This window comes from Paenibacillus sp. KS1 (assembly GCF_001680695.1).
Lineage (GTDB): Bacteria > Bacillota > Bacilli > Paenibacillales > Paenibacillaceae > Paenibacillus_B > Paenibacillus_B suaedae.
In genome coordinates this window covers 11854-34596 of sequence record NZ_MAIS01000065.1, presented here as the reverse complement: position 1 = coordinate 34596, position 22743 = coordinate 11854, and the positions used below count along the sequence as shown (strand labels likewise).

Annotated in this window: 23 protein-coding genes and 1 pseudogene; 14 read left to right on the top strand and 10 right to left on the bottom strand. The window is 43.7% G+C overall.

Annotation, left to right across the window (positions count from 1 at the left end):
• Positions 1–299: 299 nt before the first annotated feature.
• Positions 300–641, top strand: coding sequence for a hypothetical protein (locus BBG47_RS19640; protein WP_254659876.1), 342 nt, complete (start codon positions 300–302; stop codon positions 639–641).
• Positions 642–851: 210 nt separating this feature from the next.
• A complete protein-coding gene (locus tag BBG47_RS31415; protein WP_483310743.1) occupies positions 852–1079 on the top strand; it encodes a DUF8051 family protein in 228 nt (75 codons plus the stop codon).
• 300 nt (positions 1080–1379) lie between these two features.
• On the opposite strand, the gene BBG47_RS19635 is transcribed toward BBG47_RS31415, so the two are convergent.
• The 3 genes from BBG47_RS19635 to BBG47_RS19625 form a co-directional block, all read right to left on the bottom strand.
• Positions 1380–1994 carry a DUF1796 family putative cysteine peptidase gene (locus tag BBG47_RS19635; RefSeq protein ID WP_065293115.1) on the bottom strand — a complete coding sequence of 205 codons (615 nt, stop codon included), beginning with the start codon at positions 1992–1994 and terminating at the stop codon, positions 1380–1382.
• 433 nt (positions 1995–2427) lie between these two features.
• Positions 2428–2883 carry a hypothetical protein gene (locus BBG47_RS19630; protein ID WP_065293114.1) on the bottom strand — a complete coding sequence of 152 codons (456 nt, stop codon included), beginning with the start codon at positions 2881–2883 and terminating at the stop codon, positions 2428–2430.
• 132 nt (positions 2884–3015) lie between these two features.
• A complete protein-coding gene (locus BBG47_RS19625; protein WP_065293118.1) occupies positions 3016–3522 on the bottom strand; it encodes a TetR/AcrR family transcriptional regulator in 507 nt (168 codons plus the stop codon).
• Between the two features lie 221 nt (positions 3523–3743).
• Here BBG47_RS19625 and BBG47_RS19620 point away from each other — a divergent pair, with 221 nt between their 5' ends.
• The gene (locus BBG47_RS19620; RefSeq protein ID WP_065293113.1) at positions 3744–5513 is read left to right on the top strand and encodes an oleate hydratase; all 1770 of its coding nucleotides are present in this window, start codon (positions 3744–3746) and stop codon (positions 5511–5513) included.
• Positions 5514–5586: 73 nt separating this feature from the next.
• Here the strand turns inward: BBG47_RS19620 and BBG47_RS19615 are convergent, their stop codons facing one another.
• Positions 5587–6138, bottom strand: coding sequence for a helix-turn-helix domain-containing protein (locus tag BBG47_RS19615; RefSeq protein WP_065293112.1), 552 nt, complete (start codon positions 6136–6138; stop codon positions 5587–5589).
• A gap of 175 nt (positions 6139–6313) precedes the next feature.
• Between BBG47_RS19615 and BBG47_RS19610 the strand changes: the two genes are divergently transcribed.
• From BBG47_RS19610 to ribD, 4 genes and pseudogenes are all read left to right on the top strand, one after another.
• The gene (locus BBG47_RS19610) at positions 6314–6706 is read left to right on the top strand and encodes a DoxX family protein (protein WP_036621283.1); all 393 of its coding nucleotides are present in this window, start codon (positions 6314–6316) and stop codon (positions 6704–6706) included.
• Complete coding sequence (locus BBG47_RS19605; RefSeq protein ID WP_065293110.1) at positions 6703–7362, top strand: alpha/beta hydrolase; 660 nt, start codon at positions 6703–6705, stop codon at positions 7360–7362. Before BBG47_RS19610 ends, BBG47_RS19605 begins: the two co-directional genes overlap by 4 nt.
• 55 nt (positions 7363–7417) lie before the next feature.
• Positions 7418–8182 (top strand): GTP cyclohydrolase II, encoded by a 765-nt coding sequence (locus BBG47_RS19600; RefSeq protein ID WP_065293109.1) that lies wholly within the window; start codon positions 7418–7420, stop codon positions 8180–8182.
• Positions 8175–9279, top strand: a pseudogene (gene ribD, locus BBG47_RS19595) (bifunctional diaminohydroxyphosphoribosylaminopyrimidine deaminase/5-amino-6-(5-phosphoribosylamino)uracil reductase RibD). Before BBG47_RS19600 ends, ribD begins: the two are co-directional and overlap by 8 nt.
• A gap of 349 nt (positions 9280–9628) precedes the next feature.
• Here ribD and BBG47_RS19590 read toward each other — a convergent pair.
• From BBG47_RS19590 to BBG47_RS19570, 5 genes are all read right to left on the bottom strand, one after another.
• Positions 9629–9934 (bottom strand): hypothetical protein, encoded by a 306-nt coding sequence (locus BBG47_RS19590; RefSeq protein ID WP_065293108.1) that lies wholly within the window; start codon positions 9932–9934, stop codon positions 9629–9631.
• A gap of 221 nt (positions 9935–10155) precedes the next feature.
• Entirely contained in the window at positions 10156–10551 is a 396-nt protein-coding gene (locus BBG47_RS19585; protein WP_021252798.1) for a VOC family protein, read from the bottom strand.
• Between the two features lie 162 nt (positions 10552–10713).
• Positions 10714–11502, bottom strand: coding sequence for a GNAT family N-acetyltransferase (locus BBG47_RS19580; RefSeq protein WP_065293107.1), 789 nt, complete (start codon positions 11500–11502; stop codon positions 10714–10716).
• A gap of 190 nt (positions 11503–11692) precedes the next feature.
• Entirely contained in the window at positions 11693–11911 is a 219-nt protein-coding gene (locus tag BBG47_RS19575) for a hypothetical protein (RefSeq protein WP_028533469.1), read from the bottom strand.
• Between the two features lie 63 nt (positions 11912–11974).
• Positions 11975–12634, bottom strand: coding sequence for an SGNH/GDSL hydrolase family protein (locus BBG47_RS19570; protein WP_065293117.1), 660 nt, complete (start codon positions 12632–12634; stop codon positions 11975–11977).
• 286 nt (positions 12635–12920) lie between these two features.
• Here BBG47_RS19570 and BBG47_RS19565 point away from each other — a divergent pair, with 286 nt between their 5' ends.
• The 7 genes from BBG47_RS19565 to BBG47_RS19535 all read left to right on the top strand — a co-directional run bounded on the left by BBG47_RS19565 (position 12921) and on the right by BBG47_RS19535 (position 21920).
• The gene (locus BBG47_RS19565) at positions 12921–13568 is read left to right on the top strand and encodes a 2OG-Fe(II) oxygenase (RefSeq protein ID WP_065293106.1); all 648 of its coding nucleotides are present in this window, start codon (positions 12921–12923) and stop codon (positions 13566–13568) included.
• A 78-nt stretch (positions 13569–13646) separates the two neighbouring features.
• The gene (locus BBG47_RS19560) at positions 13647–13934 is read left to right on the top strand and encodes a hypothetical protein (protein WP_021252794.1); all 288 of its coding nucleotides are present in this window, start codon (positions 13647–13649) and stop codon (positions 13932–13934) included.
• Between the two features lie 208 nt (positions 13935–14142).
• Entirely contained in the window at positions 14143–14790 is a 648-nt protein-coding gene (locus BBG47_RS19555; RefSeq protein WP_021252793.1) for a TetR/AcrR family transcriptional regulator, read from the top strand.
• Positions 14791–15074: 284 nt separating this feature from the next.
• Positions 15075–17393 carry an ABC transporter permease gene (locus tag BBG47_RS19550; protein WP_065293105.1) on the top strand — a complete coding sequence of 773 codons (2319 nt, stop codon included), beginning with the start codon at positions 15075–15077 and terminating at the stop codon, positions 17391–17393.
• Between the two features lie 4 nt (positions 17394–17397).
• The gene (locus BBG47_RS19545) at positions 17398–18156 is read left to right on the top strand and encodes an ABC transporter ATP-binding protein (protein ID WP_021252791.1); all 759 of its coding nucleotides are present in this window, start codon (positions 17398–17400) and stop codon (positions 18154–18156) included.
• A gap of 101 nt (positions 18157–18257) precedes the next feature.
• The gene (locus BBG47_RS19540; protein WP_065293104.1) at positions 18258–18785 is read left to right on the top strand and encodes a GNAT family N-acetyltransferase; all 528 of its coding nucleotides are present in this window, start codon (positions 18258–18260) and stop codon (positions 18783–18785) included.
• A gap of 462 nt (positions 18786–19247) precedes the next feature.
• On the top strand, positions 19248–21920 hold the full coding sequence (locus BBG47_RS19535; protein WP_139070727.1) for a DUF4855 domain-containing protein: 2673 nt from the start codon (positions 19248–19250) through the stop codon (positions 21918–21920).
• A 133-nt stretch (positions 21921–22053) separates the two neighbouring features.
• Here BBG47_RS19535 and udk read toward each other — a convergent pair whose 3' ends face one another.
• The gene (udk, locus tag BBG47_RS19530; RefSeq protein WP_021252782.1) at positions 22054–22677 is read right to left on the bottom strand and encodes a uridine kinase; all 624 of its coding nucleotides are present in this window, start codon (positions 22675–22677) and stop codon (positions 22054–22056) included.
• Positions 22678–22743 lie beyond the last annotated feature (66 nt).

The window sequence follows — 22743 nt, the reverse complement described above, 5'->3', positions numbered from 1 at the left end:
TCCACCATCATTAAGCCGACCGCGTGGGGTTGGCTTTTTTTCGTTAGCAGCGTGGGATACGCCGCTGTCAGGAGTTCGGTCTCACGCGCTGGGAGTGAGTGAGAAGCATCGGAGGGAGATTTCAGCGTACAAACAGTTTTTTTGCTGTTGCAAATAAACGCGTCCACATACAAAGTTTTCTTGTTATAGTTATCTATATAAGAGTATTCATTGGTAACGCCGTATCTTCGCTCACACGATAGAATTAAATATATTAACTGATTGGTTGGTGAATCTGAATGGGAGGAAAATTCTGGCTAGTGGTACAATATCCACTGAAAAGTGTCACAGGCAGTCAACGTGATCGCTGGTTAAGAGATAAAGTAATGGAGTATTTGGAGATATCACTATCAGATGCTAACTTAGGCTATGTTGATGGATCAGATATGGGGAAGTGCATGTCCGACTCGAAAAAGTATGCTCTAAATATATTTTGTGTTGTTACGGAAGAAGAGCGGAGTATTGCCCTGGTGAAAAGAATTTTAAGAGATAGCAGGCTTGATTATACTCGTATAAAAATCGCTACAATGCCCTATGGAAAAGAAGAAACATACACTCTGAAATATACATATAAGAAGGGCGTTACTAATTTTTCACTATAGTATGAGACACCGACACTCTCGGTATGGCATGCCCGATGAATAATTGGCACTTGAACATATATGCTCATTTTTTACAATTCAATTTCTTTCCTCACTGATAAGCTTGAGACACACCAAAGGATGAGAGGAAGGCATAACGATGCAGGACATCATGATCATGACAAGTTTTCGAAATTAAAAGGGAGTGTATTTTTATTCTAGGGGTTTAATCTGTTTCTGATCTTACTTGGAATAACGTCGTTTATCGCGTGCTATCTCCTTTTGATATCACATATCCATGCCATTTTCCTCACACAGATCATCGCTGTTTTATATTTTATCGTGTACATGATTGACTTAGCTGGTATTTTTCCGAAGTCACCGACTAACATGTCTAAGCCGCTTATGTTTTTCGAAGTCATGAACACATCAATGGCTGTCTTCCGCCTCTCTTTGTAACGGCAATCAGGTATGTCGGTTCATGGATCATCTTTAGCAGGCTCTTTCATCACATTTCCGCCTGAAGTGTGAGGAAGGAGAGACTCAGGCTGACCCAATGGGGACGATGCCAGGTGACATCAATACTGTGACTACACCCGTGTGCTATTTTCAGAATGGGAAATAAATAAGAAACTAGATTATTTACTCAAAGATGGACAAGGCTTCAGTACGTGCAATCAGAGTACTATTAATTACGTCTCAAATGACGTGATTTTCTAATTGTCGCGTTTCAAATAAATCGGCAGATGAAAATAGGCACTATACCGATTTAAACCCTTTCATAATGAGATCCCAATGATGGTCTGATCCTCTCCAATTTTTTCCTGTAGGAATTTTGACAGAAGAAACGCGCTGCAATCCCCAATCGTCATAAATGACGCCTTTTCCCCACTGATTATGGAAATTAACGATGAGTATCCTGAAATCTTTGTGCGAGATGCCATATAAAGTTTGTTCCAGGAGCCGCGCCTCCGAGCTTGAAGTTTCTGTACGAACGAAACAAACAGGGCCGGTTTTTATTGTTTTCAAAAATCTGGATACCCTACGGTCCATTGTCTCTTTAAACTTGGGGTACAGCTGGTTGGGATTATAAGGAACGGGGAAATCATGATACGAATCTACATGGTATTCCGTATCACGTAAAACATAATGATTATCGACTATGTTTATAAGACGCAATTTGTCTAATTCCATAAATCCATTGAACCTTGTCTTGAGAAGATGCGAAATTTTCGAGGAAGGATAGGAAATAAACCAATCAAGAGGGCCACTAAATTTGCGGAGTTTTAATCTTCTTAATTGATGCGCAGTCTGGCACGTTGCTCCAAGGCTGATAAATGCATGGTAAGTTCTTCTGTTTTGATTCCAATCCAAAGACCGTCACCTCAAATTCATATAATTGGACGGGTACAAGGCATTTCCCCTATTCTATTCCTATTGTATGGGTATCTAGAAATTTAGCCTGTTCAAATGCCTAGATGAACATTTTTCGCTACGCCCAAAAAAGGCGGACATCCAATGAAAAAATCAAAAGGGTTGGAAAAGATTCGTACTAAAACATACGGATACGATGGGGCGCCTTATAATGCTGAATAGAGTGACGGGAACTATGGAATTAGGATTATTTCCTGACATTTGCACGGCTTTTCTTGCTCTACAGGGGATAGGAATTAGGGATGAACGGCTGCAGAAAAAACTAAACAGCCTTAGCCCGATGGAAGTACGAGCTAAGGCTGCTTAATCATTGTATTCTAATGTCTACTGACGGGTTTAGTTCAGACCAGGTGGCTCTATTGTTATTAAATATTTAGCCTTTTTTAGCTGTTTTAAATGAACTGCGTATTTGATCATACGTATCCGGAGCCGTGTTCTGTAGACTAAAATGCATGTAAACTTTATTTTCGGTAATCAGCGCAATCATTTCTTTATCGTCTGCCGATTGAATGAGTACTAATGATCCTTTTGTGTCTCCGTCATCATAATCAACAGATTCTACAACCTTCGGATCCTTCAGCTGCTCGTCCTCCGGAAGCGCTCTCTTAGCACCAACACGGAATTTACCCTGCACATCAGGGTGTATACTCTCATCAACAAACTTCGTTTTGGCCTCTTTCGTACCATTGTGGTAGTTTGTGACATAGGATAATGCCAGCTTCTCATCCGCAGATCGATCCTGCGAATCCGCAGCATTATTACTTGAGCATCCAGATAATATAATCACTGCGGCTAATAAAATAGATAGAAATTTTGTGAAGTTCTTCATGTTTTCCCCCTTGAAATATAATACTATTCGTTAGTCTATCAGGTATAGGGGGTATTTGGTAGTAAAATCCAGGGTGTTTCCATTAAATTAAGTATTAATTTGTAAAAAATGATAGAAATGATAGATTTAGATTCACTTAAAACGCTCCACTGCATCCATAAAACGCCCATCCATCAGTCGAACAATGTGGTTCACGATTACCTCATAGGGTGTTTTCATCCCATCCTCAATCCAATCCAACAGCGTTCCTGCAAAGGCATGACTGTAAAATTGAACGATGAACGTCCTGTCCTTTTCTGAAATCACACGGGAATCCGATACTTCATTGATAACATTATTTAGGAGTTCAAACAAAACCTGATTTAAAAACATTTCCAAATGCTCTTTTCCAAGAGAACGACAGGTATTCATGCAAAGCGCCTTGTTGCTTTCCACAAATTCTAAAATGATAAATAGCCCCTGCTGCCAATTCGCATAGGATTTGTTATTCTGGATAGCACCTAGTGCCTCCGTTTTATATATCCATCCGAGCAGGTCATAAATATCCTGAAAATGATAGTAAAAGGTTTGGCGATTCAACTTGCAGGCTTCCACTAAATCTTTAACCGTTATTTTATCTAAAGTCTTGGTGCCCAGCATATCCTTCAATGCATCAGCTAATGCATGTTTGGTGTACGGATGAATTGGAAACCTCTCCTTAGGATGCAATGTTACTTATTATTTTACCATAACCTATGGATTTTTTAGACATATGGCACTTGAAGTTTAAATTTTAGACACAGGGCTTTAGCTGTCTATTTTTATTGCATTCATACTCCTATAAAGTGGAGGTGTCAGGATCACTAAAGGAGGTTGTAAGGATGTATTATAGCAATGGTAACTATGAAGCTTTTGCCCGTCCAAAGAAACCACTCGGTGTTGATCAAAAATCCGCCTATCTGATCGGCTCTGGTCTTGCATCACTGTCCGCAGCCGCATTCCTCATACGGGATGGTCAGATGAAGGGGGAAAACATTCATATTCTTGAAGAACTCGATATTGCCGGAGGTGGATTAGACGGCATCTACGATGACGGTCGAGGATTCATTATCCGCGGTGGCCGGGAAATGGAGAACCACTTCGAATGCCTTTGGGATCTATTCCGCTCTATTCCTTCACTTGAAACGGAGGGTGCATCGGTATTAGATGAATTTTACTGGCTCAACAAGGAGGATCCGAACTTCTCCTTGCAGCGTGCTATCCTCAATCGTGGTGAGGATGCACATACCGACGGCAAATTCACACTGACTCAAACCGCTTCGATGGAAATTATCAAGTTGTTCTTTACGCCAGAAGAAGCGCTTGAAGATATGAAAATTACAGATGTCTTCTCGGAAGATTTCTTTAACTCGAATTTCTGGCTTTACTGGCAGACGATGTTTGCATTTGAGCCTTGGCATAGCGCGATGGAAATGCGCAGATATATCGCTAGATTCATTCATCATATCGGGGGGTTGCCAGATTTCTCAGCGTTGAAATTTACAAAATACAATCAGTATGAGTCTCTTGCACTACCGCTAATGAAGTATTTGCAAGGCCATGGCGTCACCTTCCAATATGCAACGACCGTAACGAATGTTGAGTTTGATATTACGGAGAACAAGAAAGTTGCTAAAAAGCTGGTCTATGTTCAACACGGACAAGAAAAACACTTTGACCTGACTGAAAATGATCTGGTATTCATCACGAATGGGAGCAATACCGAGAGCTCCACTTTAGGCGACAACAACACTCCGGCCATTATGAATGCCTCCCTCGGGGGAAGCTGGGAGCTTTGGAAGAAGATCGCGGAGCAGGATCCTGCCTTTGGCCGTCCAGACAAATTCTGTGGCAACATAGCGGAAAGCAACTGGGAGTCTGCTACGGTTACAACGTTGGATGACCGAATCCCTCCTTACATCGAGAAAATTTGCAAGCGGGATCCATTCAGTGGCAAGGTCGTTACCGGCGGTATCGTGACAGTAAAAGATTCAAAATGGCTGATGAGCTTTACCTTGAACCGACAGCCTCACTTCAAATCGCAGCCAAAAGATCAGCTCGTCGTATGGGTTTACAGCTTGTATTGCGACGTGCCAGGTGACTACATCAAGAAACCGATGAAGGACTGCACGGGTATCGAGATCACGGAAGAATGGCTCTACCACATGGGCGTACCTGAAGCAGAGATTCACGATCTTGCCGTAAACTCCGCAAACTGTGTTCCTTGCATGATGCCTTATGTTACCTCTTACTTCATGCCAAGGGCTGCGGGAGATCGCCCGAATGTAGTTCCTGATGATTGTGTCAACGCTGCCTTTATCGGTAACTTCGCCGAAACACCGCGAGACACGGTATTCACCACAGAGTACTCGGTACGTACCGCCATGGAAGCTGTGTACACGCTTCTTGATATTGATCGCGGCGTGCCAGAAGTATTTGGATCCGCTTATGATGTCCGTGTGTTGCTGGATTCCACAGCGAAAATGATGGACGGCAAGAAACTAACCGATATGGAGCTGCCTCCAGCAATCCAATTAGCAGCAGCGACGGGTGTGCAAAAAGTTTCTCACACCAGAATCATGCAGCTGCTTAAAGAGTATAAGCTGATTTAAACATAGACGAAACGAGGAGTTCTGCCACTGGCAAGACTCCTCGTTTTTTATGTCCTACGAACATAGCTGATAGTTAGATGAGCTCCCGATTGTTGTCGTTCTCCGTATAGATGGATATTAGAACGATGGCAGTGTCATCACCGATGTTTTTCACCAAATGGGGTGTACATGCGTTCCAACTGAAGGAATCACCTTTTTCAAATTCGGCCGCGTCTTCTCCCTGCTCCGCGTAGATTCTTCCCTCAATGACAATATGAACCTCCTCACCTTCATGCGCATGTGGAGCAATCCCCGTCGAAGCCCCTGGAGGAAACTCAACGACCATCATCCTTACGTTCTTCGTAGAGCTTAAGTGCTGCACTGTTAACTTATCAGAACCGCTTGTCGTAATGCTTCGCTCATCTTTACGAACAATATTCATCCGATCTTCTTTCTTTAATAGCAAGTAAGCTAAAGGTACTTTTAGTGCTTTTGCGATGTTTTCTAGAGTTGATATGGAAGGGGAAGTCTTATTAGTTTCCACTTGACTCATGAATCCTTGTGATAGACCAGTTTCTTCGCAGATTTGAGCAATAGTTATATTTTTTCGTTTTCGGATAGCACGTATTGTGGAGCCAATATCCATAAGGACTGCACCTCTTTAATATTAGTGATAACAAATATAATTATATATTAGCAATTTTTTTGTTGACACGCTACTTGCTTTTGATTAGTATTACTAATATGAATTTTATTTCTTTATGACTAATATTATTTTGAGGGTGATTTGTTTGACGAAGACAGCTGCAGTAACAATTATTATGCGTGTAGTGCTAGGAATCATATTTATGTTTCATGGTATCGCGAAATTTCAAATGGGCATGACTAATGTTGAGGCGTGGTTCAGTTCCATTGGTATCCCTGGATTTGCGGCTTATATCGTGGCGCTGCTTGAGCTTGTGGGCGGTATTATGCTGATAGCGGGATTGTTTACCCGTTATGTATCGGCGTTATTCGTAGTAATGCTTATTGGTGCAATACTGACTGCAAAACTCTCCGCCGGACTTCTTGGCAATGCTCAGATGGCTGGCTATGAGTTGGATCTTGGATTTATGATGATTTCTTTATACCTTGCAGTGGCCGACCGGTCGCCATTCTCGCTTGACCGCATTATTATGGCAGGAAAAGCGTCTCAAAAAGGGTGGTTCAAATGACTCCGTTTTACCAATATGACGTTCACCTGCCTGCCCATGTAGTACCGAATAAGAAATACCCGGTTATTTTTACGCTGCACGGTAAAGGTTCTAATGAAAGAAATATGTTTGGCTTGGTTGCACCTATAAGTGATGATTTCATTGTCATTGGGATTCGCGGTAATCTACCGCTTGGTGCAGGATATCAATATTACGAACTGAAAAGTTTGGGCAATCCCATTCGAGAGATGTTTGATGAGGCGATAAAACAGCTCGAAGCTTTCATTCAATATGCGATGGATAAGTATCCAATCGATCCGGGCAAATGTTACTTGCTCGGCTTCAGTCAAGGCGCCATTTTATCCATGACGCTTGCACTTACAATGGGAGATCAACTAAAGGGAATTGTTGCGTTGAATGGATACATTCCTGACTTTGTAAAGACGGAATATTCACTTCGAAGTCTGAATAATGTATCGATATTTGTCACGCACGGTGAGTATGATTCCGTATTCCCAGTCAGGATCGTGCATGAAACGGCGACATATTTAAAGGAACACACGCAACGAATCACATTAAAGATATACCCGACCGACCATGGCGTTTCGGAAGAAAATCAACATGATGTTCTGGATTGGCTTAGGCAGGATGCTGGTTTAACCATTAACAGGGAATAAAAGTTGTTTCGTACACAATAAGACATAAACATTGGTTAAAAGAGGAGTTGTGTTAATGCCTGCTGTTAAGGAGTTTGATCCCAAAGTCATTTCTCTTCTACAAGAGAGAATTAAAATGATCAACACGGAAAACGGTGCCATTTATCTAGTCGGACCAATAAATCTTCCGATTAATTTGCGGGGGGAGACCGTTCAGTTTAAATGGTATTGCTGGTTGAATTGCAGCGAGGTAACGGAAGATTTTGAGCATATTGTTGCCAAATTATCGAATGTGAATTTAGCTGAATATCAACAATCGAGTGTGTTGGTGCACGGAGACTTCGAGAATGCAGATCATGCTTTAATCCGGTTCCATTCCATTTGCCACACGGGGGATATTTTCGGCAGCAAACGCTGTGATTGCGGATATCAGCTAGAGCAGTCATTGGTGCATATTGCCGAGCATGGAACTGGCGCGCTGTTTTATCTTGCCAACCACGAAGGCAGAGGGATCGGGCTTTTCAGTAAAGCACTGGCTTATATCCTTCAGCAAAATGGTTACGATACCGTAGATGCCAATCTTAAACTTGGATTTGTTGACGATGCCCGTGACTATAGTGATGCGATACAAGTATTAAATGTCCTTCGGACCAAACCGGTTACACTGATAACCAATAACCCTAAAAAGATTGATGCGCTTCGAAACGCAGGCATGGCAGTGGAAGATCGGGTACAGCTTTGGGGGGATGTATCGGAATATAATGAAAAATACTTAAAAACCAAAATAGAGCGGTCGGGACATATAAACGAAGGGAATGGTTCCTGCAACAATGATGAATAACCATGAATTCTATATGCGGCTGGCTATACAGAATGCAAAGGCCATGAAGGGGCAGACTGATCCAAACCCGCTTGTAGGGTCTGTGATTGTCAACGAAAACCGCATCGTGGGCATCGGGGTTCATATGAAGGCAGGCGAACCCCATGCCGAAATCCATGCGATCCGCATGGCTGGAGAGCTTACGCGGGGAGCGACCATCTATGTGACGCTTGAGCCTTGTTCCCATTATGGTAGAACAGGGCCATGCGCAGTTGCTATTGTTGAAGCAGGCATTAAAAAAGTGGTGATCGCATCACTTGACCCTAACCCGCTCGTTTCGGGGAGAGGGGTGGATATACTCCGGGAAGCAGGAATCGAAGTCATCACGGGAGTATGTGAAGAAGAATCTTTCCAAATGAATGAGGTTTTCAATAAATTTATTGTCCAGCATATTCCGTTTGTGACTTTAAAAACAGCTATCACGATGGATGGGAAAATCAATAGCTACTCTTCCGATAGCAAATGGATTACTTCAGAAGCGGCTCGGGGAAGATGTCCACGTTCTTCGCAATCAGAATGCCGCGATCTTAGTTGGCGTCAACACGGTGCTTATAGATGACCCCAAGCTTACAACAAGGTTACCTAACGGTAGGAACCCGATACGCGTGGTTTTGGATTCCTCTTTACGGTTACCTTTGGATGCTAAGGTGGTTACAGATGGAAAAGCTCCCACTTGGGTGTTCACAACAACTTCTCACGACGTCGAGAAGAAGGCGGCATTAGAAAAGGCAGGTGTTAAAGTCTTTGTTACGGAACAGACGGGCAGGGTCAATCCAATCGAAGTTATTCAGCTTTTGGGCAGGGAGATGATTTCTTCCGTTTTGATAGAAGGCGGTGGTGAAATCAATGCAGCCTTTTTTAAGAATAAACTCATCGACAAAGTCATTATTTACATGGCTCCGAAGTTGATAGGTGGTCGGAATGCATCGTCCTTTCTCGGTGGGACAGGGATCGAAAAGATGAGTGGCGCTGTAGAGCTTCACAATGTCAGTGTGCAGCCATTAGGTAAAGATTTTAAATTTGTGGGTTACCCATATGCAAAAGCCCAGCACCGGTAAGGTACTGGGCCTCTATTTTCTTCTCTAAAAACATGTAAATGACACAATGCTTCTTAAATCGACTCCCGTATACATCCATCTAAAACCGGTCCATCTAAAACCTGCAACGGATCTACGTCCAACAAAGGTTGGGAAGAACCAGAACGAGTTCCCATTTCTCAACCACACATACGTGTTGCGGAATAAACAACCGGAAATAGCTCCGGGGTCGATGGCGAACGCTGTAGCAGCGGGTTGTGGTGGTGCGAATTGTGGAGGAGGGGAGGATGGTGCCTGCTGTATTCCTTGTGGTCCTTGAGGCGACACAAATGCCATAAGATTTCACTCCTTAGATTAGGCTTGATCAGGCCTATATTAATGAAATGGCCAGTAAATTGAACAGCACTAGGGGCAATACGAAATCATTTTGGAAACCAGGAACAAAACCGCGACTAGCCCCCTGGTTTGGAAGTCTTAAGTATAAAATTCCTCTTTCGCAGTGGATAAGCAACCCTTCAAAAACATCGCCATCCATCGTCTCCACGAGAACAAGTTTATTCATATGGTTGCGGCATATATTTCCTATGTGATCTTGAATGGATCTTACGTTATGCATAGTCGTTGGATCCATTCGATACAGAGTTTGTTCTTGTTGCCCCTGTTGTTGCAAGCTCATGGTCGTGACCTCCAATTTAGATTTGTTCATTTTCTCCATCGTATGCAGATGCCTATAGGGGAGTGACGATCTATTCAGAAGATGAGGTGTAGCTTGTTGAAAGCAATAAAGGTACCTTGTACGATATTAATGAAGCATCTCTCACGTATATAAAATAAGGTGTACCTAAAAAACCCGACCTCTCAAGCGGCCGGGTTTTTCTATGTGTAGAGGAAATAATCCTATTTTGCATTCTTATCTGGCTGATGAATCCCAAAAGTATTCCCCTCGGTGTCAATATAATACCCCTGCCATGCCATTCCGGGTAGTGCATGCTTTGGCAATGCGACTTTGCCTCCAAGATTCAGGATTTTTGTCTCAGTAGAATCGTAGTCTTCCACTCCCATTGTACATGCATAGCCATTCAAAGGCTGACCTGATTCAGGGGTAGTGCCTTTACGTTGCATCAAAGCCCCGTTAATGCCCAGTTCATTTGCATCCCCAGTCGTAGCTCCGAAATAGGGCATTCCAGCATAATCGCTCCAATCCTCAAATGTCCATCCAAATACCTCTCCATAAAATTTCTTAGCACGTTCCATGTCATCTACATGAATTTCAAAATGAACGATTCTGCCCATGATTACCTCCTACGACGTTTTGGTTTTTTAAAATATTCTATTATGCATCCTTTTTGATTCCCCTAGATCATTATTGTAATTACCCAAAAAAATAATACATTCCATAATAAAATCAGTTAGGGATTTACCTGTTTACAGGCGTATAAAGAAATGCTAGAGGATCTAAGGTTGGTTTCTGTTCACTTTGTTATTAATAGAATATGTGTCGTAAGATTCCTTGAACATGTATCCCAGCTTTTTTGCTAGCTCAACAGACTCAGCATTCGCCGCATCCCAACTCGGGTATTTCCCTCTATCCAGACAATCTAAAATCAGTGCAGAGGCAACAGTTGCTGCAAGTCCCTTCCTTCTATGGTTAGGGTGACTCGCAATTTCAATCTCGATTCCGTCATCATAGATGCTAAATGATGTTGCCGCAGAAACAACCTGCCCTTTATGTAAAATAGCATACCCGATTCCTCTTTCCATAAAATCATCAATCGAATCAAACTGACTGACAAAGTCTTCTGAGAGCTCATGTAAGGAAGGGGCGCTAGCTATCTCTTTATCGATTTTTTTAATTTCATATTCTTCAGGTAATGCAGACAGTAGACTCTGTATGTGTGCTCTATCCAAATCCCCAGAATCTTTTTTAAATCTGAATCGCTGAAATTTCTCATAGGATCCTTTGTAAACCGTTTCTATCCGCTTTTTCCACCCATCCGAATCAACAATTGCAAGCGTAAATTCAGGAAGATTGTGAAGTAATTCTTCAGATTCTTCTGCGCTGGGGTTCCCCGCATAAAACACAAAAATCCCCACAGTGATTTGAGCAACAGTTGGATTTTCAAGGTTGTCTACCCAAGCGTCACCCATATGTCCTTGGAGATAGGAGAGAACAATCGTGCTATCCATATGTTCGAACATAGGCACCAATTTTTCTCTTACATTGTGATCTGCTTTATAAATCATTCAATTCCTTCTTTCTAATAATAGTTTCCTGTATTACCATATCATGCACCCACCGATATTGCTATATTAGGATTCCGACCATGGCCAGTTAAGCAGCTGCAAAAATGCGAAAAAAGGGGATATACAGGTCATTTCACATGACTTTGTATATCCCCTTTGTATGAGAACTGCTCAACTTGTTATGTACAAATTAGAACAGCTTCTTGATCGAATCAAAAACACCGCTGGCTTTATCTACGGTCAATTTCGCTTTTACACCCTCGATCAATGCATTGATCTGATCATTTGGCAGGTCAATCCCGATTACAGATTCGATCGCCGAGACAGGATCACTCATAAATTTAGATGAGAAGTCTGGGTCGTTTTTGACTTTAGCAACGACTTCTTCAATTTTTGCTTTGATATCCATGTGCAATCCCTCCTTTGGATTTTTACTAATTTCATTCTTCGCTATTATACTAGAACTTATTCGTTAAGTAAAAAGCGGGGGATTGTTTGGAAAAAGATATGGCGCCAACTTCGCTGCAATCACTTGATGGCCCCTGTTGTTCGGGTGTATCGGCAAAAATCCACCTAGTGCATCTTCAATCTTTCCATGTTGAAATCCATAGATAAGCTCGGCCTGCTTCCTTTCAAACCACTTATGGGCGGGAGCTACCGTAACATTAAAATGATTGGAAATTTCACTGATTAGAAGGTTTAATTTGCTTACCGCATCAACGGCAAGAGGGCTTTTGGGAAATGGATTGTATTGCGTGCAGCAAACGATTCGAGCACAGCTTCCTGCTTGAATTTGAGTGAAAATGGAACTTAAATTCCGTTCATAATTTGCAATCATATGTTTTACTTCCGGTGCTGTTTTAGATCTAAGCGCGGCTAGTGCCGTGTTCGCTAAGTCCACCCCGCCAATCCATACCGAAACGACAGAGGAATGGCTGATTACAGGGGCCCCGCGCCAAATCAAAGCATCCAATAGATTATAGCTGTTCCAACCAGGCTGAGCCAGAACAAAGCCTTGGGCTCTGCATGATTTTGAATGTAACGCAGAGACGATCAATCGGGGATAAGACTGTGCTAGTGAAGAAGCATTTTCCCCAAATGTGATGGAGTCCCCAAGAGCCGTATAGATCATAATGATATCACCCGTTCCACTCTTTATCATAAAGACAACGTCAACCACCAGATGAAAACAATAACAATGATAACGTTTGACTGAATGCTCGTGTATTTTCGTCACATACAGCCTAGAAACATTATATTGCGGCTGCGTATTAGTTGTGAATCAGGAATGTATGATTCGGAATGTAGAGGTAAAGGTGAAAGTGGTCTGTACCTTTCTAAAAATTAGTAGAGCGGAATGACCATTTTATGGTATCTTATTTTTGTGATTGATGTCATTAACTGGGGGATACCTAAGGATGATCGGGAACGCGACGGAGAAAGAACGTACTATTTTTGATCATGTCGGAAGCACTATCAAGACAGAAGATCGAGAGATTCGAATCCTTGCCAAATATGAGGAGCCCTTGGTTGTGGTACTAGGAAATGTCCTTAGTAATGAAGAGTGCGATGAACTGATTGAACACTCAAGAGATCGGCTGCAGCGCTCCAAAATCGGAGAAGACCGTTCAGTCAATCAAATTAGAACGAGCAGTGGAGTATTTTGTGAAGACAGTGAGTCGGTCGCAAGGATTGAGAAGCGAATCGCTCATATCATGAATATTCCGATCGAGCATGGTGATGGTTTGCAAGTGCTGCTCTATACCCCCGGCCAGGAGTATAAACCGCATTATGATTACTTCGCTGAGACGAGTCGGGCAAGTGGCAATAATCGAATTAGTACACTAGTTATGTATCTGAATGATGTGGAGGAAGGCGGAGAAACGACCTTCCCTAAGCTTAATTTATCCGTGTTCCCTAATAAAGGCATGGCGGTCTACTTCGAATATTTTTACAGTAATCCTGAATTAAACGAACTTACCCTGCATGCAGGTACACCTGTAAGCAAAGGCGAAAAGTGGGTTGCAACGATGTGGATGAGAAGACAGACCTTTCGAATTTTATAGGCTTGGAAGGAATGCCCTTGCCCTTTGCCGAAATACTCCTTGATTACATACAAATCATTGGATTCGGAGGGATAGGTTATGTCAGTAATCATCACAACAGGTGATTTGAAAAGAAATTATGAAGTGATTGATACCATATTCGCGATGGATTCTCACAAAGAAGGCTATTATAAATCTGCAGACCCTAATTTAGCCTTTGAGGGAGTTAAAAATCAGTTAAAGAAAAAATGTGAACAATTGCGTGGGGATGCTGTGATAAGTTGTCAATTTGAATATCGTGTAGCTGTTTCTGATAGTTTGATTGGCAAAAAGCAGGTTATGGAGATTTTTTCTTACGGTACAGTAATCCGTTTTTTGGATAGATGATGATGAAGACGAAATAGTGGTTGCTTTACAAAAAGCTCGACCTGATTAGGTCTGAGCTTTTTTAATACCCAACAAAAGCGTTAAGGGATACTTATTAAACCCTTCCAGACATTTGAATTTCCTGTGACAAAAGTCCTTTTTTAATAGATTGGTTTATGATAACATTTAACAGACAGGCAGTCGGTCTATTAAAGAAAGAGGTATATGGATGAGAATTGTAAAAGAAGCCGAAGAGCGTAGAAATGAAATTCTTGACGCAGCGGATGAGCTTTTTGGCCTGAAAGGTTTTGACGGTGCAAGTACAAACGATATCCTCGATAAGGTCGGGATTGCACGTGGAACCTTATATCACCACTTTAAATCGAAGGAGGATATATTAGACGCGTTGATCGAGCGGTACAATGTCCGTCTATTAGGTGCGGCGCAGGATATTGCTGCTGACAAGAGCATCCCTGTAGTCGAGCGTATTATCCGTGTAGTCATGGCACTGAACATAAGCGGCGGGAGCAGCAAGGAGATAATGGAGCATATTCACAAGCCGCAGAACGCACTTATGCATCAGAAAATACAGAAGGTCATCATTAACGGCGTTACGCCGATACTGGCGGAAATTATCCGCGAAGGCATCCAGGTGGGCATGTTCCATACGCCGTTCCCATATGAATGCATGGAGATGATCGTGATCTATGCAAATACCGTGTTGGATGATGATGTGGTTGAATTGACGGACGAAGAGCGGATGTTACGTATGCAGGCATTTGTTTATAACATAGAGAGACTGCTTGGGGCTGCAGAGGGAAGTCTCATTCACACGATGAGGATGTTCGGAAACATAAACGGAAAACATGCCGAGTAGTTAAATAGAACTACATCATTCGGAAAAAATGTGAATTTTTTCTTGAGATCATGAAGGTTTCGTATCCGACCAAAACGTCCTAGTTTCAAACGGAGCCGGAACATATAAGTTCTCCTTCTATCATCAGGGAAGATAGCCATATGACTAGTGACAGATAACAGGGAAGGGTTGCTTAGGTTACTTATGAACATCGCTGACTTATTGCTGCAATTTTGTTCTGCATGGCTTTTGTGATTCTGTACGACTTGAAATCGGCTAAGAAGTTCGAGGAACAGAGGTGACGTATGCATTTCAGGATAATCCGTAATGACATGTTGAAGAGCAAGGTAATAACCCTGACAACGATGATATTTGTTGCCGCTGCGGCAATGCTTGTCTCACTGGCGGCAATTCTCATCGTCAATCTAACAGGCGCGTTAGACACACTTATGATTCAGGCGAAAACGCCGCATTTTATGCAGATGCACTCAGGTGCACTTAACACAGCACGGCTGAATGCTTTTGCGGAGCAAGATGCTAATGTTGAAGACTTTCAGGTGCTTGAGTTTTTGAATATGGACGGCTCGCAAATCCGCTTTGGCAATGGTTCACTTGCTAATAGTGTGCAGGACAATGGTCTTACTGTCCAGAGCGAGAAGTTCGACTTCCTCTTGAATCTTGACGGCAGTCCTATCCAAGCATCCGATGGAGAACTGTACGTTCCAATCAGCTACATCAAGGACGGAATCACGAAGATTGGCGACAAGGCGAACATAAGCGGGAAGGAGTTCACGGTTGCGGGCATGCTTCGAGATTCGCAAATGAATTCCTCGTTAGCTTCTTCGAAGCGAATGCTGGTTAGCAAGCATGATTATGAGGAGTTAAAACATGCAGGGAACGTCGAGTACTTGATCGAGTTTAGACTCAAGGATTTGTCTAAGACCAGTGAATTCGAAACGGCTTATGCCTCTTCTGGACTCGAAGCGAACGGGCCAGCGATTACATATTCTCTCTTCAAAACACTTAACGCGATTTCCGACGGGATGATGATAGGGGTGATCCTTCTAGTCAGCGTACTTGTTGTAGCAATCGCATTGATGTGCATCCGCTTTACACTCCTGGCGAAGATCGAAGACGATTACCGAGAGATTGGCGTGATGAAGGCCATAGGGCTCCGCATTTCCGATATCAAGGGAATTTATCTGGTGAAGTATGCGGCGATTGCAGCGGCAGGCTGTGTGCTCGGTTATGCACTTTCTTTTGTATTCAAAGGGATGCTCCTTGAAAATATCCGCATGTATATGGGAGAAAGCGAGAACACTTCTCTTGCTATGCTGTTCGGGGTAATCGGCGTACTGCTTGTATTTGGGGCAATTATTGCTTTTGTAAATGGAGTGCTAAGACGCTTCCGGAAAATATCCGCTGCCGAAGCCATTCGATATGGAACCTCTCAGGAAAAGGCCTCGGGCGCAAAACGCTTCAATCTGAGTAACAACAAACTGTTCCATACCAATGCTTTTCTTGGTATCAAAGATGTGCTTGCGAGGAAGAAGCTATACGTTACAATGCTTGCCGTGTTGGTGATTTCGGCATTTATCATCATCGTTCCTCAGAACCTCTACAACACCATTTCCTCAAAAAGCTTCATCAAATATATGGGGATAGGCAACAGCGATATGCGCATCGATATACAGCAGACTGACCATATGTCTGAGAAGGCAGCTGAAATGCTCAAAACAATGAGCAGCGATAGCGCGATCTCCAAGTATGCGGTACTCACAACCAAAACATTTAAAGCTAAGATGGAGAATGGCTCGGAGGAAAGGGTAAAAATCGAGCTCGGAGACCATTCCGTATTCCCAGTGCAATATTCAGAGGGTACGGCTCCACGTGTAGAAGATGAAGTGGCGCTGTCGGTCATGAACGCCAAAGAGCTCGACAAAAAAGTCGGCGATACCATGACTCTGGTGATAGAAGGGAAAGAAAAAAATCTCAAAGTAAGCGGCATTTATTCTGACATTACCAATGGAGGCAAAACCGCAAAGGCGGTGTTTACCGATCAGTCGGCAGAGATGATGTGGGTTGTGATCAGTGCGGTGATTGCCGACAAATCGCTAATCGGTAGTAAAGTTTCGGAATACACGGATAAATTCCCTTTTGCAAAGGTGTCAGACATCGATGAGTTTATGGCACAGACATTTGGCTCGACAATCAGTGCTGTTGGCAAGGCATCCTATTCCGCAATTGCAGTTGCGTTGTTGATAGCGGTACTGGTTACCTTGTTGTTTATGAAACTGCTTGTTGCAAAGGATAGATACTCCATTGCCGTTATGAAGGCATTCGGTTTTACAAATTCGGATATTCAGGCGCAGTATGTGACGCGTTCCGTGTTCGTGCTGATTGTGGGCATTGTCCTTGGAACGCTTCTAGCCAATACGCTCGGAGAGATGCTTGCGGGGGCAATGGTCTCTTACTTTGGGGCGTCGGCGTTCCAATTTACGGTCAATCCACTGTCAGCGTATCTGCTTAGCCCACTAATGATGATCGGTACTGTGCTTATCGCAACCATCATCGGTACATCGAGAGCAGGGCAAATCAAAATTTCCGAAAGTATAAAGGAGTAGGCATATGAAGAAGATCATTATCGGCGATCAACTCGTAAAATCTTTCGGCGAGGGTGATGAGAAGCGCAATGTTCTCGACGGTGTATCCGTTGAAATCAATGAAGGCGAATTCGTCGCGGTCATGGGACCTTCAGGATCGGGAAAATCAACACTGATGTTCGCACTGAGCGGAACAGATGGCGTAAATGGCGGTAAAGTCATCATGGACGATAAGAATTTAGCGGAGATTGGCGAGAACGAGTTGTCTGATATACGCAGAACAAAAATGGGGTTTGTCTTCCAACAGCCGACGATGTTGAAAAACCTGAATATCCTCGACAATATCATTCTTCCCTCTATGAGGGACAATCGAAAGAATGCTGCACAAATTACGGAAAAGGCAAGGGCACTCATGAAGAGGGTAGGTATTGCGGAGCTAGAAAAGCGCGACATTACACAGGTGTCGGGTGGTCAGCTTCAGCGTGCAGGGATATGCCGTGCGCTTATGAACAGTCCCAAAATTATTTTTGGCGATGAACCTACGGGTGCGCTTAATTCGAAGTCGGCACAGGAGATTATGGACATCTTTTCTAAAATCAACGAAGCAGGTACTGCGGTCATGCTTGTTACTCACGACGCCAAGGTTGCGGCACGGACGGAGCGCATTATGTTCATGCGTGATGGAGCGATTGTGAGCGAGTTGAGTCTCCCTAAGTTTACGGGGATAGATATGGACGGCAGGATTGAGCAAATTACAGTGAAGATGAGGGAAGTTGGCATCTAATTTGTCGGTTCTCGATAGACATACAACGTCAATTGCATACTTATATATGGTAGTTACGGGAATTCACATACACCAGAATTGAGTATAAGGGGGCAGCTGCGTTGACGGTTATAGAAACGAATCGATTAATTCTTCGCAAGTTGACTTTGGATGATGCGGAATTCATGTTAAGGCTCTTGAATGATGAAGCGTGGCACCGATATATTGGCGATAGAGGGATTAGAGCGGTTGAAGGTGCGCGTGACTATATTGTGAATGGTCCGATGGAGAGCTATGAACGACTCGGTTTTGGTTTGTTTTTGACGGAATTGAAGGAAGATTCGACTCCTATCGGATTGTGCGGACTTATCAAGAGGGACTCCCTGACAGATGTGGACATCGGATTTGCCTTCCTCCCTGAGTTCCGTGGGCGGGGATACGCCTACGAAGCGGCTGCCGCAACATTGGAATACGGTCGAACGACGCTTGGTTTAGAACGCATAGTAGCCATCACCACGATAGACAACGAACGATCTGGTCATCTGTTAGAGAAGATCGGAATGAAGTTAGAGGATCACGTTGCCGCAAATAAAGAGGAACTGAAATTGTATGCATCTTGCTTCGTGGGGAAGTCGGAGCAAGACGAGTAGACCTATTACGATTTAGGTAGATCAGAGTTTTTATCATTCAAAAGGAGCTCATCCAAATGGACGAAGCTCCTTTTTGTATAAGAAGTTATTGATTTCATTTATTCTTATTTGGATCTGATCGCTTGGGACTCGGTGAATAATCATCCATTCTACAATGATGATGTTGATGACTAAACCGACCCAAATGTTGAGGTGGTGCTATATTACGGGGTTGATCCCTGGCAAAATCAAATAAAATGATGTCTTGATAGAGTAGGTAAACAAAAGTATACAAAAGTAATAATTAATCTATTTGAATAGGACAGAAAGTCTCTTATTTTAAAAGTAAGCGCTATCATATACGTGGGTTTTATCAGTTGAAAAGGGAGGGGGAGATGAAACCGCAATAATATTCAATCAAATTACATGCTTACCGAATTTGATGACATTCATAATCTTACATATAGAAAGGGAGTTCAATTAATGAAAAAGAAATGGTTATCCATCGTAATGTCTACGGTGTTAGCCCTCTCAATGATGGTTCCATTAGTACAGGCGGAGGAGGCGAATACGTCGTTGCCAGCGAGTGAGCAATATACGGCGCAGCAAGCTGCTGAACCTCAGCAAGGGGAGCGCAATCTGGCTCTAGGTCTCCCTTATGAATGGTCGCAAGCACCAGAAGCAGGGTATGCTGATGATGGCTATAAGCTGACAGATGGCAAGTACGGCAAGGTCACGAAGTCAGACCCGGCATGGGTTGGACATTTGAAGAAGAGAACGCGTGAAGTGGTATTTGACCTCGGCGAGAACAAATCAATCTCATCCGTTAAGGCTCATTTCTTGCAGGATTGGCCGAACAACAATGTCCTTTTACCGTTAACCGTGTCCATTTATGTATCGGACGATAAGGAAAATTGGGGTTTGTTATCACATAATGCACTCCAAACGTTATGGATAGACGGACAGCATGAAGAGACCTTTGAATGGAAGGGCAACAAAGAGGGAATCAAGGATCCGAACAAAGAAGGATTGGCGTACGGTGGCATCGCTTATGCACGTTATGTGAAGGTAAGCTTCATGATGCATAACAGGGCGATGACGTTAGTCGATGAAATTGAAATTCTAGGCGAAGACGGCAAGGTGCAAGGAGCAGACACTGTTCCTACGCAGACGCCAGCCTTCCAAGCACCGGGAGAAGCGACTGCCGGAATTAGCGACCTTGGGCTGCTGTACAACGGGCACTATGCGAATGGCAAGGGTGATTGGTCGAAGGAGCGCATCATTCCGAATATTAGCTACGTAGATGAGGCAGGCAATCCGAAGGATTGGCTGTTCGATGGAGTTCTCTATCTTGGTTTAGATACGCCAATGGGCCGTAATTTGGGACTGAACAGCAAGCTGGACGACTGGAAATGGTACTTGGAAAAGACATTTGCAGCGCAAGGCGATATGTATCAATTAAATGAAGCGACCAAAGAAGTCGGGGCGAAGCTGAACGATCCTAACCGTAAAACGAAAGTCGTGTATATGATCCCATATCCAGCAGAAGGCATCGCTGACTTCGGTGATGTTGGCGATGGTAACTTGAGCTTCAGCGACTCGATCGGCGTGGAACAGGCACTTGCTAACCGGGTAAAGGCCGTTCACTGGTGGCTGGATCAAGTAAAGCAGAAGTGGGCTGCAGCCAACTATTCCAATTTGGAGCTTGTCGGCATGTACTGGTTGGATGAGCAAATCAGCACACATAGCAAGGGACCAGACCTGCTTCGTGCAACAAGTGCCAAGGTGCATGACATGGGTATGAAGCTGTTCTGGGTTCCGTTCTTCTCAGGATACAAGTCATTCCTGTGGAAGGATGTTGGCATCGACAATGTGGCTTACCAGCCGAACTACTTCTTCGAGGATGACATCGACCCTGAGCGCTTGCCGGACGCAGCGTACTTAGCGAAACAGCACGGCATGGGCATGGAGCTGGAGTTTGATGACCGGATGCTGACGGATAACCATTTCCGTGAGAAGTATATCGAGTACTTGAACAACGGCGCAGAAACTGGGTTTATGCAAAATGGTTACAATGCTTACTATCAGGGCAATGACGCTGTATATAATACAGCCGTAAGCAAGGATCCATCCAATCGGATCTTGTATGATTGGCTGTACCAATTCGTGAAGGGCACATACAGCGTGAATAGCGGCGTTCCTTCCGATGCTGACGTACAAATGAACGGAAAGCCGCTGGAGAGCCATACAACAGTGCCGGCCACAGAGACGGTGCAATTTACATGGCAGCTTAAGGATGACGACGGAAGCGGCATTACTAAAGTTACTGCGACATTCGATGGCAAGCCGTACACGGCAGATACGCCGATTAACTTTGCAGGCAAGCTTGGCAAGCATGAACTTACGGTTACGGTGACTTCGGGCAAATCGAAAAAGACAACTTATATCATTGATGCTGGGACAAATGTGGATCTCATCAAAACATTAGTTGATCAATTCGAGCAAGAGAACCAGTTCAAAAATCCGGGGGCGGCTCGCTCCTTGCAGGCTCATTTGGATAATGCGAAGAGATTCGAAGGTAATGATGAAAAGTTCAATAAGTTTATCAAGATGTTCAATGCGATGCTGGAGTTCCAGAAGATCAAAGGCCACATTGCAGATGGTGCTTACAACACGCTGAAGGATAATGCTTACTACCTTCTTGGCAACTTGGCGGAAAATAAGGCGGTTGAAGCTTCCTCGGTAGAGAGCAATAGCCCGAATTACATGCCGCAAAAAGCAGTGGACGGATCCCCTGCTACGAGATGGGCAAGCAATTATGTAGATGATTCATGGTTCACGGTTGATCTTGGCGAGGTGAAGGAGTTCGATACGATCCGCATTGATTGGGAATACGCTCGTGCCAAAACATACAGAATCCTCGTGTCTAACGATAAGAAAGAATGGGTAAATGTCACGACGAAGAACGATGGAATCATTACGGCTCAAGATGGGCGGGACACGATTCATTTCACGCCGACAGAAGCGAGATATGTAAAGTTCGAAGGAATTCAAAGAAACACGGACTATGGCTACTCCTTCTATGAATTTGGAGTATACAATATTTTTGGAGCCGATGGCATGAAGACGCTGGAAAACTTCGAACCTACAATGTAAAACCATAACAGACAGAGAGGGAGAGTATCTCCCCCCTGACTGTATACCATTTAGCAAAAAGCCACTTGGCTCATAAGAAAATAAGCCGCTCGAATGGCAGATGCAGGTCTGCCATTCGAGCGGCTTCTTCACGTTAATTCCATTCGCTCGTCAAGTATTTCTCTGTCAGCACGGACAGCATATGAATGCCTACCTCGTTCTGACCGCCTTCTGGAATAATCAGGTCAGCGTACTTCTTAGAAGGCTCGATAAATGCATCGTGCATCGGCTTGACCGAAGTCAGATACTGGTTGTAGACCGAATGAATCGTCCGACCGCGCTCTTCAATGTCGCGAAGTACACGGCGTAGAATCCGTACATCTGGATCGGTGTCCACAAATACTTTAATGTCGAGCAGTTGACGTAAATTTTCATCGAACAGCACATGAAGCCCTTCGATGATGATGATATTATTCGGCTTCAGCTCTACCGTCTCATCCGTGGAACGGGCATGAACGGTAAAGTCGTATACCGGTGCATAAGCAGTTTTGCCTTGCTTGAGCAGGTTCACATGCTCAAGCAACAGCTCGTTGTCGAATACGAGCGGGTGGTCGAAGTTAATCACTTCGCGTTCAGCCATGCTGAGGTGAGAATGATCTTTGTAATAGTTGTCTTGGGAAATGAAGGTGACTTTATCTGAACCAAGACGGTCAATGACGGACTTGGCAACCGTTGTTTTGCCGGATCCGGTGCCTCCGGTGATACCGATAATGAGCATGGTGATTCACTAAACCTCCCTAACAAAATAGCGGGTGCAATTACAGTATTTTAACACAGCTTTCTG